This is a genomic window from Vallitalea maricola (genome assembly GCF_036985595.1).
In the GTDB taxonomy this organism is placed as follows: Bacteria; Bacillota; Clostridia; order Lachnospirales; family Vallitaleaceae; genus Vallitalea; species Vallitalea maricola.
This window is the reverse complement of sequence record NZ_BTPU01000050.1, coordinates 20,970-36,100: the sequence shown is the minus strand read 5'-3', so window position 1 is coordinate 36,100 and position 15,131 is coordinate 20,970. Positions and strand designations below refer to the sequence as shown.

At 32.6% G+C, this 15,131-nt stretch carries 9 protein-coding genes; 1 reads left to right on the top strand and 8 read right to left on the bottom strand.

Annotated features, from left to right (window positions below; genetic code table 11):
* Nucleotides 1-24: 24 nt before the first annotated feature.
* A complete protein-coding gene (locus AACQ14_RS14700; protein ID WP_339364340.1) occupies nt 25-1,134 on the top strand; it encodes a slipin family protein in 1,110 nt (369 codons plus the stop codon).
* A gap of 218 nt (nt 1,135-1,352) precedes the next feature.
* On the opposite strand, the gene AACQ14_RS14695 is transcribed toward AACQ14_RS14700, so the two are convergent.
* From AACQ14_RS14695 to AACQ14_RS14660, 8 genes are all read right to left on the bottom strand, one after another.
* The gene (locus AACQ14_RS14695) at nt 1,353-5,111 is read right to left on the bottom strand and encodes an endo-alpha-N-acetylgalactosaminidase family protein (RefSeq protein ID WP_339364339.1); all 3,759 of its coding nucleotides are present in this window, start codon (nt 5,109-5,111) and stop codon (nt 1,353-1,355) included.
* Nucleotides 5,112-5,149: 38 nt separating this feature from the next.
* Nucleotides 5,150-5,998, bottom strand: a complete 849-nt coding sequence (locus AACQ14_RS14690) for a carbohydrate ABC transporter permease (RefSeq protein ID WP_113672363.1) — start codon at nt 5,996-5,998, stop codon at nt 5,150-5,152.
* 5 nt (nt 5,999-6,003) lie between these two features.
* Nucleotides 6,004-6,876 carry a carbohydrate ABC transporter permease gene (locus AACQ14_RS14685; RefSeq protein ID WP_339364338.1) on the bottom strand — a complete coding sequence of 291 codons (873 nt, stop codon included), beginning with the start codon at nt 6,874-6,876 and terminating at the stop codon, nt 6,004-6,006.
* Between the two features lie 139 nt (nt 6,877-7,015).
* The gene (locus tag AACQ14_RS14680) at nt 7,016-8,341 is read right to left on the bottom strand and encodes an ABC transporter substrate-binding protein (RefSeq protein WP_339364337.1); all 1,326 of its coding nucleotides are present in this window, start codon (nt 8,339-8,341) and stop codon (nt 7,016-7,018) included.
* Between the two features lie 215 nt (nt 8,342-8,556).
* Entirely contained in the window at nt 8,557-10,131 is a 1,575-nt protein-coding gene (locus tag AACQ14_RS14675) for a response regulator (RefSeq protein WP_339364336.1), read from the bottom strand.
* On the bottom strand, nt 10,124-11,920 hold the full coding sequence (locus tag AACQ14_RS14670) for a cache domain-containing sensor histidine kinase (protein WP_339364335.1): 1,797 nt from the start codon (nt 11,918-11,920) through the stop codon (nt 10,124-10,126). Before AACQ14_RS14670 ends, AACQ14_RS14675 begins: the two co-directional genes overlap by 8 nt.
* Before the next feature lie 63 nt (nt 11,921-11,983).
* Nucleotides 11,984-12,178 (bottom strand): hypothetical protein, encoded by a 195-nt coding sequence (locus tag AACQ14_RS14665; protein ID WP_339364334.1) that lies wholly within the window; start codon nt 12,176-12,178, stop codon nt 11,984-11,986.
* An 83-nt stretch (nt 12,179-12,261) separates the two neighbouring features.
* The gene (locus tag AACQ14_RS14660) at nt 12,262-14,880 is read right to left on the bottom strand and encodes a glycosyl hydrolase family 18 protein (RefSeq protein WP_339364333.1); all 2,619 of its coding nucleotides are present in this window, start codon (nt 14,878-14,880) and stop codon (nt 12,262-12,264) included.
* Nucleotides 14,881-15,131 lie beyond the last annotated feature (251 nt).

The following is a 15,131-nucleotide window of genomic DNA, read 5'->3' as shown; positions in this document are numbered from 1 at the left end:
AAATATCTGAAAGGAGATTATTAGATGAAATATTATATCAAAAAAACTGAAAGAGGACTTTTATTCCAGAATGGAGATTATATCAAATCCCTTGAACCAGGAAAATATTCATTTCTATCCTTTCTAAAATATAAAGTTGTTATTTTAGATGTAACTAAACAACGATTTAACGTAAAGTTCGATCTAGATATATTAGCGGATGATGATAAGTTATTAAGTGAACTAGATATTATAGATGTTAAAGACAACCAATTAGTTTTACATTACATAGATGGGAAATTATCAGACATATATGAAACAGGTAAATATGCCTTTTGGAATATACATAAGAAAAATGATTTTAAGATAATAGATATGACTAAACCTGAAATAGATGAAGATATTGAAAAAAACATATTCAATAGTAAGAATATCTTTCATCCTAGACTAAGAGACAAATATGTTGAGATACATGTACAGCCATATGAAAAAGCCGTACTTTTCTATAACAATAATTTCGTTAAAATTCTTGATGCTGGAAGATATTTTTATTGGACGAAATATGTTGATGTTACGGCAGATGGTATAGATATGAGACAATCACAATTAGATATGACTGGACAAGAAATCATGACAGCTGATAAAGTGACTCTTAGACTAAACTTCTTCTGTCAATACAAGGTTACAGATGTTCTAAAAGTAACTCTTGATATAAAACATTATGTAAACCAAATATATATATTGATACAGCTTATACTACGTGAGTATATAGGCACAATAAAACTAGATGACCTATTGAAAATGAAACAAGAAGTAGCTGATTATGTACTATCAAGATTAAAAGAAAAAGAATCTGAAATGGGTATTGAATTCATATATGCAGGCATAAAAGATGTGATTCTGCCAGGAGAAATAAAAGATATACTTAATACTGTTCTAATAGCTGAGAAAAAAGCTCAAGCCAATGTTATAACAAGACGTGAGGAAATAGCATCCACAAGAAGCTTATTGAACACTGCAAAACTAATGGATGAGAATAAGACTCTCTACAAACTCAAAGAACTGGAGCATATTGAAAAAATATGTGAAAGAGTTGGCAGTATTTCACTTAATGGTGGAGGTAATGTTTTAGAAAGATTGAATGAACTCTTTTAAAAATCGCAGGGGGCCGTTGATAATACATTTTTAGAGATGGCTATAAATTTTTGGAAGATAGACTAGATTTAGCTATTCATACCCTTAAACGTCCTGTTTAAAGGGTATGAGCTCCGCCGTCCATGGCTTCGCTTACCGCTAAACCTAGTCTATCTTCCTTGATATTGACGTTAAAAATGTATTTAGCACCCTGCTCTTATTTTGATATAATGAATATATTATTTTACTATTATTGTAGCAGTAACTATGGTTTCACTTCCGTTGACATGACCTTCTACAATAAAAGTTCCTTCCTTCATATAATTCTCTCTATCAATACCGTCCCATGCTATAGGTAAATCCATGATAGAATTATCACTTAATCTAGTAGGTAATTCCACTGGAAGTGTTGGTGCATAGCCTACTCCAGTTTCTACTTCTATAGGTGCAGTTTCTACTATGGAAACTTCATTCCTGTATACTTCTAGTTCAGCAACACTTGCCCATCCACCATAACCTTCCATGGCTTCAAGTTTAACATACTTAGCTTCTGTTTCATTGAAAGTAATTGTTTTTGCATCATAATTTACATCCCAATTTCCTTCTGCTATTTTTCTATAATCAATTCCATCAGTAGATACATAAAGTCTGTACTTGGATATTATTCCGTTATATTGACTAGTCCTTGGCTGCATCTCTACCTTATTGATCTTATAAGTATCGTTAAGGTTTAGTGTAATTGATTGAGGCAGTGAATCTGATAAATCCCACTTTGTATGCCATAGAGTTCCTTTGTCCCCATCAATAGCATTTGAGGCAGGGTCCCAAGTCTCTTGACTTGTTGCTGTGGCAGTCATATTAGATTGTGATACTTTACTTAAGTCCACTGGAGTTATCTCAGTTGGCTCAGATGGCAGATATTCAATTTCTTTTATAATAAGATCATCAAGGACAAAATCACTTGAATTTCCATTAACACATTTTATACCTATCCAGCTTTCTCCTGAATTAGATGCTTGGAATGATTTTGTAAATTGTGTAGGTTCATCAGCAAATTTTACAGGCTTGGTATATATTTGTGTCTCCCCATCTCCAATTACGAAATCGTAAGCACCACCAGCATTAGTTTCATATACAAAAGTTACTTCATAACACTGACCTTCAGCAAATCTTAGATTTTGAGGTATAGTCTGATAAACAAGTCCTGCTGATTCCTTGTGTGATTTCAGTGACCAGTTACCGTTAATTACATCATCTATTTCTTTTTGGTTCCAGCCTTTTTGAGTATATGGAGCATTAAGTTCGGATAGATGAGTTCTTGGGTCATTGACACCACCAGCAGAACCTTTAACAAATGGATATATCCCTTGAACTATATTTTCAAAATCCTCTGCAAAATACACATCTTCTCCTTTAGCAACTCTTTTTGTCTTAACAACACGTAAATCATCAAAAATGACTGTATCTGTACCTGCTTCTGTTTTTAAATATATAGTAGCCAAGTCACTACCTGATGGAACGTCAAACAATACTCTCATTCTCTGCATTTTGGTATTGTTTTTTGAATCAGCCAAGATATAGTTATAAGCTATGGAATTATCTGTATAGTTGGAAACATCATTTCCATCACTGGTCATAACACCAATAGATGCACGTCTATTACCTTTTACTTCTACATATACTGAAGCCGCATATGCTCCCTCTGATAAACCAGTAATTTCTTGGCTTATAGTTGCACCACTACCATTTTCAATTACTACTTCATATTGTGAAGAATCATTACGTTTCACTGACACTCCTTCTCCAGTGACTGTATAATCATCAAAATCACCATTATTGAATCCAGGGTCCTTGATAAGCGTTCCTTGCCCAAAATCAACACCTTCATGTACCTGTTCATCTTGCTTATACACTACATATGGTGTAGCTGGATCTGCATTAATAGTTATTTGTCCCTGAATAACTTGAATATCCTCAATGAATTCTCTACCTTGGTCAGTTAGTTTGTATAACTTAACTGTATCAAGCCCTTCATAGCTTAAAGGCAGTTTCCATGTACTAGTACCACCATTTTTATTATAGTGATATAATTTTTCTTCTGTAGCTGGGTCCCATGGTAATAGATATTTACTTCCTTCTAAAACGTTGATACCGTCTTTTGTTATGATTTTTGATCCTGTCTTATTACTTACACTTACATTGTCTGTAAAATTGATAGTATCTGATTCCCATTCTATTATAGGAAAATGCTGTAGATATTTCGTTGGCATATTAACCTCGAATACAACTTTTATAGCATTGTCAAAATTCTTACTTCCCTGCCATCCTTCGTAGTCAGTTACTTCTGCTCCACCAAGAAGCTCATTACGTGCAATCCACGTATCTTTTTGGTGATTACGTATGAATCTGGCTATTTTACTGTTGAAGCCTTTCATATCCTGTCCGCCGTAATTATAATCTACAGCCCAGTGATACCAGATAGAATCTTCTTCTAATGTATTAGGAAATTCAGTAGTCATAGCCCATCCTAGTGAATTAATCTCTCTAGCCAGCCTTCTTCCATTCCATCCATTCTCAAACCAAGCATCAGCGTAAATAAAGTCAAGGTTTGGCGCTTCTTCTTTCAACGCTCTGAATCTATTCAATCTGTTATTGGTAGTAGCTTCTCTTCTCATTGTTGGCTTATCAAAATCATATGAGGAATCAAGCCAATCCCAACCTGGTTTATTTATATTAACTAATTCATTGTCAAATGCATAAGCCTCAGGGTGAGCACCTGTTGCAGAAATATGAACACCGAAAAATCCATTATACTTATGTCCTTCATCAATCAATGTATTCATATCACAAGCTCCACCTTGACGAATACCAATATGTCCTGCATAATCTGGATGTGCTGAATCATGTCCTTCTGATTGATAGCCCTTAAGCTCTACAAACTGTCCAAGTCCATCAGTAGCCAGATATAGTCTTTTTGTTTCGTCTAGAGTTTTTAGGAATGGATTGGTTGCTTGACTTGCAAAATTAAATGGTATCCTATGTATCAATAACTCTGGTACTTTTTCACTGAACTTTGGATTGTTCATTATTTCACGAAATGCAACTGCTCCATCCTGCCAATCAACACAGTCATCATAATTGGCATTACCAGTAATAATCACTTTTGCACTTGGTAATGCCTCTACTTCATCAATTTTGTCTGGTCTGTATAACCAAGAAGCACTCCAGATTCCTGTACTGTAATAACCTGTTTTTCCTACAGTCTGCTTTTTGATTCGTTCATTATCTCTATCGCTACTATAATCAGGTAATGCGTTAGTCCATATAGTTCCTGCTAACTGGTTAGTATTAATAATTGCATACATATAGTTAAGAGGTTGATTATCTACAGATACAGTGTTCTCTACAGATGTAAAAATGTCACCACTTCCACTTACTGCATTATACATGCGTGTCCCTGCAAAAGCTGCACCTTCTTGATTGCTATGTACAGCTAATAAGCTGTGATTAGGTATTTCAATATTCTTTACTAAGGTATTTCCATTTTCCAAAATACCAGTAATATCAAACAGTAGTTTATTATCTACTACTTCCATTTTGATTGTCATAACCACATCTATATCAGTGATGTTAAGTGTATACTCAGCTTGATTATCATTTACTTTCAAAAAATCAACTTGAGGTTTGTAATTTACTCCATTGATTTTGATGCTATCCAATGTACTCTCTTGACCATACATTACTTCTCCTGAAGCCATTTGATATTTTTCCACTCTTGGGAAATTCTTATCTATAATGACAGTCATTTGATTAGAACTGATAGTTGTCATATTACTATCCATGGTTTCTGCAACCCCAGATGCAGCCAGTCCTTGTTGTTTTTCCTCATTGATAACCTCTTTAGCTGATACTGGCATAAAAACTCCAAAAACCTGTAAAAACATGAGCATAAAAGATAGTACCAATACCTTTGTTCCTCTTCTTCTTTTTCTTTTCATATACCTTCTCCTCCTTGAAATAGATTTATATTAACTCCCTATTCTTTTACTGCTCCAGCGACAATACCATCAAATATGTATTTCTGGAAAACAATATATAAAGTAACCGTTGGTATCATTACTATTATTACTGCGGCACTTAATTGAGGCCATGCCCCGCTTCTCTGACTTGCAAAGCTCATTAACATGGTTGTCAGCGTACGTTTACTTTCTGATGGCATATACAAATAAGGAATATACATATCATTCATTACTTCAACTGCCTTGAGTATTCCCAAAGTGGCAGTTGCTGGTATGACCATTGGAAATATTACTTTCCTGTATATGGTAAAATATGAAGCTCCATCAATCATCGCACTTTCATCAATACTCATAGGTATTTGATTCATGAATTGCATGTAGATGTATATCTGCATCAAATCCGTTCCGATATATATTACTATTGGTGCTAACAGAGTATTATACAAACCTACTTTAGTAATTATCCCAAACCTTGCTATCTCTGTAACGAAACTTGGTACAAGCATACCCATCAAAAATATCAAAAAATACATTTTCTTGAGTTTGAAATCGAAACGGCTGAGAATATAGGCAATCATTGTCGATAATACTGCATTTACCACTACTGAAACAGTTACTAGGATAAGTGAATTCTTAAGTCCTGTAAGTACATTTCCTTTCTCAAATACAAACTTGAAATTATCCAAGAAAAATTGTGTAGGAGGTTTCAAAGGAAATTCTGAACCAATCTGAAATTGAGTTTTGAAAGATGCAAAAACAGTAACCATAATAGGAAGAAATACAACTATAGTTATTCCTAAGAAAAACATTATTTTCAGCACTTCAACTAAGTTTCTTTTAAATTTATATTTATTTTTCCTTTTCATCCTATTCACCTCTTCTCTGATATTACCTTTTTCTGTATAACACTCAATATCACTATCATTAACAGTAAAACAACTGCCATAGCCGATGCTTTACCGAAATGGCTATAAGTGAATGCTTGCTGTATTGTATACAGAGTAAAAGTTGTACTTGATTTTCCTGGTCCCCCACTTGTCATTACAAACGGAATATCAAATATCATTAGTGCACCTCTTACATTCAAGAATAGTATAATCTCAATTACTGTTCTAATGTTAGGTATCACTATCTTAGTGAACAATTGGAATGAATTAGCTCCATCAACCTTAGCAGCCTCCAACATCTCTCCCTGAATAGATTGAATACCTGCTAAAAATAATATAACGTGTATACCACAGAATCGCCAAATGGATACAGCAGCCAGTGAGAAATTGACTGTTTTCATATTACTGATCCATGATACAGGAGCGACTCCAAACAATTCTAAGATTGAATTTAAAACTCCCCCTTGAGAACTGTAAAGAAATGAAAACATATATGCCACTGCAACACCATTAATTATATATGGAAGGAAAACTATTCCTTTGAATCCTTTTGAGAATCTTACTCTTTTATCTAATAGAAATGCAATAAACATTTCAATAGGAATAAATAGTAGATGAATCACAAAATAAGTACCATTATTCCTTAAACTAACCCATACATCACTATCTTTAACAACATCTACATAGTTATTGACTCCAACATATCCGATTGACTTGCTCATACCATCCCAATCAGTAAAACTCAGATGAAAAAGTTTGAACAAAGGAAATATGACAAACACTGCCAATAGGATAGTAGGAATAACTAAGAAACTTACAATTATTATATTTTTTTGTCTGTTTCTATTAGTTAACATTACACTGTCCATCCCCTCTATATAAGGTAAAAAGCTATTATTGTTTTTTCAAATAAAGCTTTGAAAGAAAGTTGATATTAATTCTTTCAAAGCTTGTAATTATAATTAAAATAAAGAATCCCTCTAGGTTATATGCAGCTTATTTATTTCTTGCATCTTTCCATTTCTTATTCATGTCACTCATCATCTTTTCAAAATCTATTCCAGCCAACATATCCTGTCCCATACCTTTTACATCAAAGCTTATAGTGTCAGCTATTTTCTTGTATTCCTCATTTCCTGCATCATATACTACATATTCCAGATCAACACCTTCAAAAGCTTGGTTAAAGAAAGGTATGTCTGCACTTACATCTTTCATAGTAGATAATTGTTGTGTGTAATCTACATATTCTTTATAGTAATCACTCATATAGAACCAGTTAATGAATTCTTTTGCTTCTTCAATGTTCTTACTTGTTTTTGGAGTACCCATAAAACCTTCAGCAGTTGTAATAACATTTAATGGTTCGTCTTTTGATTCACGTACAGGAAGAACGAATATACCAAGATCTTCATCTTTGTTGCCACCCATAGTGTCATATTCTTGAGCAAACCATTGACCAGCTGCTAACATTGCACCTTCACCTGCTAGGAACATAGCTTTTTGTTGATCCCAACCATATCCAAGTGGATCGTTTCCACATACTTTTGCATCATAGAGTGATTTTATCTTAGTGTATGATTCATAGAAAGGTTCGCCCTTACTGAATGGTTCATCTTTTGAAGCCATATCACTCCAGTATTTTCCATCATTAGCTTGTAATAATGGCATGAATTCATTGAATGGATATGTTGTCCATGAATCCTTTCCACCAAGTAATAGTGGAATATATTCACCTTTCTCCTTGATTGTATTGGCAGTACTTATGACTTCATCCCAAGTTCTAGGAATCTCCAGGTCATATTTTTCAAAAATGTCTTTTCTATAGTAAACAAATTCATTGAATGCTCCTTGTGGAATTCCTATAACGTTACCATCTAACGCATAATCAAGAGCTACATTATTGTTTTTAGCAGCTTCAAGCTCATTCAATGGTACCATTATCTCTTTATAGGTTAACAGGTTACTTGCTCTTACCAAAAATACATCTGGTAATTGATTAGCTGAATTTCTTATTTTCATTGTATTATCATATTCTGTTGGTTGAATCTGCTCTACCTTAATAGTCACATTAGGATGATCTTTTTTATAAGCCTCACTAATGCTGTTTATCCCTGTAAGATATTCATAACCAACTTCATTCCATAGTACAAAAGTCAAAGTAACAGGTTTCTTATTAGTTTCCTCGCTGTTTTCTTTTTGAACATTATTAGAAACTTCTTTTTCCCCATTGTCATCTTCTTTTTTTTGGCATCCTACCCCAATGATACTTATCAATAAAGTTAAACATAATAAAACACTTAGCCTTTTGAATGATTTCATTTTCATTCCCTCCTTGAGTTTATATAAATAATTACCCTATATGTAATTTCATATATATCTTACAATATTAATTAGTCATTTTTAATGATTTATACTAGGCTATTTATGATATCTTTTATGCAATTATTAATAAATCTTTTTATACACTGATAACTTTTTATAGATTTTATGATATTTATTGTTTTTCTTGATGTTTTTTTGTGCTTTATTAAGTATTAGGATTTCTTATACTGTTTTGGACTCATACCAACTATTTTTTTGAAGGTTCTGCTGAAGTGTTCAACATTAGCATATCCTACTGAATAGCAAATCTCATATATCTTCATATCTGTATCTGATAATAATGTCTTGGCTTCTTCTATTCTTTTTTTCGTTAAATATTCTGTAAAGGTAAGCTTTAAGTCTTTAGCGAATATTTTACTGAAATATGCTTCACTTAGGTGAACATGCTCACATACATTCTTGAATGTAATCTTCTCCATATAATGGTTTTCAATAAACTGTTTTGCCTTTTTACTGGATGAACTTATTCCTAGATATCTACCCTCTTGTAGATAATTGATTATATCTTCTACTAAACTTTTTATCCATGCATTTACTTCATCAATAGTTTCATATGCTTTTATATGCTCATAAAAATCAACCTTTTCATTAGGAAGACTGTAATCAATATCAATATCATTTATGTACTGGGAAATCAGGAAAAACAATTCCATATAAGGTATAAGGATATCATTTATCTTCTTTATCTTGAAGGTACTGATAATCCCAAATATCCTTTCTAATTCTTGAAAAGCAGCTCCTTTATTGAGCTTATCCAATGCTTTTAATAATTTTTTTTCTTCACCAATAATACTATGTCTATTACTTTCTTTTACATATATAGAGTCTTCTGGAAATATATTCTTTCCTTTTCCCAATAAGAATCTTAACTGTGCATTTCTCTTTGCTTGTGTATAAGAAAATGGTATATAGTCATATCCGCTTTTTATATCACTTATTCCAATACTAGTTTTGATATTAACTCCATTAAAAAGAACATGCCTAATACCTTCCAGAATTTCATTTATTTCATTATTTATCTTAGTCAGGCTGTTTGATTTGCTTGATAGAATAATAATGTATTCCTTTGAGGACATTGGAAATACTTCTCCAAATTCCAGTCTATTCAGTACTTGGTCTATTGCCCTTACCACACTTCTTTCAAAATCTTTGATACTATCTTTATATCTAGTTTCAATCTGCCTGAAGTTATCTACAAGGATGCACAATACAGTCAAGTTACTGCTATACAATCTAATAGAATAATCATCTATCTCCTGATCTATATCATAATTTTCTCTGTCAGATAATAAGCTCTTAAGGAATTTGTTTTTGTCTTTCTTGACCTGGTTGTGACTTTTTTTAACCTTATTATGCTTATTAATTACATTAAGCACTAATTCTAATACTTGCTCAGGTTCCATTTCCCTTTTAAGTATATAATCAGTTACACCGTACTTGAAAGCTTGTCTAACCAAATGGAAATCATCGTAGGCACTAAGTACTATGATTGCTGGATTTATAGACATTTCATTTATCTCTTCTATGAGTTTTAGTCCATCCATAACAGGCATATTTATGTCTGTTATAATAACATCAATATCCATGTTATCTTTCATTATATCCAATGCTTTTTTTCCATTGGGCGCTTCCAAACTCATATCAATATTGTACTTTTCCCATTCTATCAAGGTTTTCAAAGCAAATCTGAAAATAGGTTCATCCTCTACAAGCAAAATTTTATACATCACTTTTTCCTCCTTCGTGTATTATTGGAAGTATTAATGTAACTTTTGTGTATTTCATATATTCACTATCAATTGTAATGCCATAACCTTCCCCATGATTCAATTTTATTCTCCGCATCACATTGTTTACACCTATATGGTTAAAACTTTTCCTGTCTTCACTTTTTTTGCTATGGATTATGTCATATATTCTTTCTTTTTCAATACCCACCCCATTATCTTCTATCTCAAATATTAAGAGCTCTTCCTGTAGATAACCTCTAACTCTTATTATACCTTTCCTATCAACTTTACTGATTCCATGATGAATAGCATTTTCTATAAGAGGTTGTAGGGTAAGTTTAATCATATATAAAGATTCTATTTCTTCACTGATGTCATATTCAACTGTGAATAATTCATCAAATCTGACTTTCATTATGTACAAATAATTATTAAGATATTCTATTTCTGTTTTTACCTTAATCAAGGAATCATTATGCTTAAATATGGCAGAAAGGAGCTTCATAAAGGCATCAGTCATATTTTTGATACCATCTACTTTTGCTACCATTGCCATGAGTCTAATCGATGATAAGGTATTATATATGAAATGAGGTTGAATCTGAGCCTGCAAGGCTTTCATTTCTTCATTGCTTTTTTCTTTTTCTTGGATGTCCCTTTCAATAATCAATTGATTTATCTCCGATACCATATTATTGAAAGATTCACCCATTTCAACTATTTCAGAACTACCTTCTACAACAATCTTCTCATCAAAATTCCCCTTTTGAACGCTTTTCATCTTACTGATTAATTGTTTGATTGGAGTAATTATGTCTTTGATAAAGAAAACAGCAAAAATAATGAATAGAATAATTATGACTATATAGATTAAAACAAAGTACATCATTACCTGATTCATCTCACTGGTTAGCATATTGTAATCAATTATATTGACTAGTAACCATTTATCGTTATTAGTTAAGTAAGTATAGATCATATTTTTCTTATTATTCAACACTACATCATTATAACTGCTCTTTATATAATTTTGATTGAAGAGACCACATTTTTGGATATTTTCTTTAGTGATTTTATTATCTGATGATACGATAATATCATTATCTTTATTTATTAGTAATCCTGTTCCCATTCTTTGATTTTGATACTTGGCATATATAGAATCTATACTTTTGGGCATAAAAACAAAGCAAACCACTTCAACTTCATTCTGTTCACCTAAGATATCTGGACTCATTGAAAAATACAATTGTTTTTGACTAAGCCCAGTGCTTATTAGTTCTTTTGTTTTTTCTGGCATTATGATTCTACCTTTATTCTGGATGGTTTCCCTATACCAAGCTTCTTTTCTCAAAGTTTTCTCGTCTTGAATCAAAGGGCTTTTGAAATAGTAATGTCCACCGTCTTTATAAAAGAAAATAACTGAATATATATCATCAGAGCAATTCAACAATGAATTTATTTTAGAATTTACTTGATTAGACAGGTCTAAACGCTGATAACCCTCAGCTTCAGATTTTTTCATCCTAGATACTAGATTGATTATTTCTGAATCATTTCCTATCATAGCACTTTTCAAGGAAATATTATTCAATTCGTCCTGTATTCTTATAGACATCTGTTCCATAGTTTGCATGACCATCTCAGAATAGTGGTTTACAAAAATATTTTTGTAAGCCATATTCAGTAGGAAACTAATTAACAATACAGGTATAATAATCAATATAATAAAATTCAAAAAATACTTGGTAGTAATACTCTGTCTCTTAGCTGCTTTTTTTCCCATAATTATCCCCCCCCGTATTGTATCATTATAACAAAAACCATCCATTTTTTTAATATTGGATGGTTATTTTAAAATTTTATTTTTATTATTTGAGTATTTTTCAATTTTGGGTTCTATATATTTAACTTCTCCTTTGAAAGGATAAATATCTATAATTAATTTATCATCTTCATCTTTGATAATATACACTTTATCTTTTGAAGGAAATATAAAATGCCTATTATATACTTCCTCATCAATGGGAATTTCTGTATACATTTTCAAATTATATTTAATATTTAAAAATATTTATAAAAAAGAATGGTATCAAAACTGATACCATCCATTAATTATTAACATTCTTATGGTCCAAGTAACCCATTATAAAGTAGATTAACTAATTCACCTGTTCCACCTTTGTTAGTGCCAGTAGCTGCAACATAGTCACCAGTTAGTTCCCAGAAAATGATACCTCCATAGTTATTATTAATTACGTAATCAATTTTCTCTTGTAATGAGACAGCATCCTCGTAAGTGTACATTTCTCCTTTTGACTCACTATAGAGATATGGAACTTTTGAAACTGGGTCACGATATTTTTGGAATGAGTTGTCTTGCTCTTTGCTTATCATGGTATAGTATGGGTTATTACCAGCGTATCTTCCTCCATCCCAAATACCATGTGCCCCATAAGTACCTGTATGATTAGTGCCAGAACAAGTTGCATACAATCCTGGTAAAGTACTTATTGGTCCATTATTCTGTACTTTTGCCCATCCTCTTGAATAGAATGGTGAACCTAGAACTAGTTTATCAGCTGGTATACCAAAAGTTTTCAGATACTCCATTGCTTCATGTACTGTGTATTTCCTAGCTAATTCAACATTGGCTTCTACTTCCGCAGGGTCAGTATATAATGTTTGGAAATAGGACCTGTAAGCATTTTCTGCATTAGTATCAAAATACATTGGTGACTGATGACCTGTTATGCCTTCCCAAGCACCATGCATATCATAAGTCATGACATTGATAAAATCTACATATTGTGCGTATAGATTAGGCTCTGTCTGGTCTATTTTATCTTTGCCGCAACCTACAGCAGTAGTTACATAATAATATTTTCCATCAGCAGCACCTGCTTGGTCAAGAGTAGTCCTAAGCTGTTGTAGTAACAAAGTAAAAGTCTGCTTCTCATCTGGAGTCGCATAAGGTGTACCTAGATCATTAGGATTATCAACTGTATCTCCTGCTCGGTAGAATGTTGGATATTCCCAATCAATGTCTACACCGTCAAAGTTCCATTCTCTTAAAAAGTCTACTACACTAAGAGCAAATTTTTCTCTTGAAGCCTGTGTAGCCGCAACATTATGAAATTCTGCTGATCTTGACCATCCTCCTACTGAAATAAGGATATTAGTATTAGGATATTGCTGCTTCAATTTTTTGAACTGACCTAAACATCCTTTGTAAGGTGAATCCCAAGGTTCTCCAAAAGATATACCCTTGGCTGCCCATTCATCAAAACATGCAATTTCCCCATTTTTAATATCTGCAAATGCATAATTTATATGAGTCACTTTATCCCATGGGATATCCGATGGTGCATATTGGTTATGTCCTGCATAAGCTCCCCATTCAGGATAATAGGCAACTATCCTTTTACCTGCTGGTGGAGGTGTTGGTGTTGGATTAATAATTCCAAGAGTGCCAAAATAATTAGAATAGAATGTTGAGAAATTATAATTATTATAAGCATCCCAATTAATTGACCATGTCATAATTCCTCTTAAGTCAGGATATCCTTCTGGTTTTTGTAACTGATACTGTCCATTGAACGATTGACCTTTTACAATATAGTCAAGAGCTTTTTTCATTTCAGTATTATTAATATAGCCACCCCCTGCCGCATTACTGCACGCAGGTATACCTATAGCTATCTGGTCTTCTCTTAGAGCTGGGAAAACATTATTAGGATTATTACCTACTGGAAATCCTTTTAATAACATCTCTGCCATTGCTACTTGAAAATCAGCAGTCCCTTGTGTATAAGACATACCATCAAGTCCAACCATAGAACCAGAATTATAATGCTGTACATGAATATAATCAAGCTCACTCCTAAGTGCATAGATAACAGGTAAATATGCTCCCCAAGAACCTCCATATGTACTATAACCACCTTGAACATAAACAGTTTCAGGTGCCATAGTTAAAACAAAATCATTACCAAAGTGATTGCGTATTGCTGTTATTGCATCAATTAAGTTAACTACCTTAGTTGTAGTTGGATTACTAAAATCTGTATCTCCAGCATCTAATGATAGTGAACTGCCCTCAAGATCGATATCCATACCATCAAAACCATAAGTCTCAATGATATTAATCATTGTTGATATAAATGTTTGCTTAGCTGTGTTATTAAGTAGCTCAACTGTTCCATTACTTCCTCCGATTGAAATTAAAACCTTAGTACCTCTAGCCTTCAATTCTTGAATATCTGATTTGAATTCTGCATCTGTTGCATTAAAAGGTGAAAACGCCATTGTATATGTATCACCTACTGGTTCTGCAAAAGCTACATTAACTACGTTGAAATCTGTAGTTACGTCCCTAAGTCTTATTACCCCCGAACCATTATCAAAATTATGCCAATATCCAACAACCACTCTTTCAAGATCTGAGGGACCTGGACCTGGATCTGGATTAGGGTCTGGGTTTGGGTCTGGATTTGGATCTGGATCTGGTGTTGTAGTTGCCAACCAAAGTGATGGAACATTAGGTGGCTCCCATCCTACTAATGAAGTATGATTCTGTCTGCATTCATAAACTGTACTATTATAAGTTACTAAATCCCCAACACTATAACTTACTCCAGTCTGCCATTCATTAATCTGTTGTGCCTGCGTACTAGTACATGTAATAGTTGTAAAAAGTAATAAAACTGCAATAATTAGAGTCATAAGATTGTGAAATTTCTTCATGCTAATCCTTCCTCCTATTTTTTATTTCTTTTGTCTCTTATAGGTTTTAATCTAGTCAATTTTAGTTAACTATTACTCTATGATTATATTTAATAGATTAATACATTAATTTATTAATGTATTAATCTATCTAAACAAAAAAATAAAAGGAGATTGTATATTATTTTTATAAAGTTTTCTAAAGGAAATAAAAAGATAAGTTTATTAAATACTGTTATTTTATTAAAATAATATCATACGTTAACTATAGA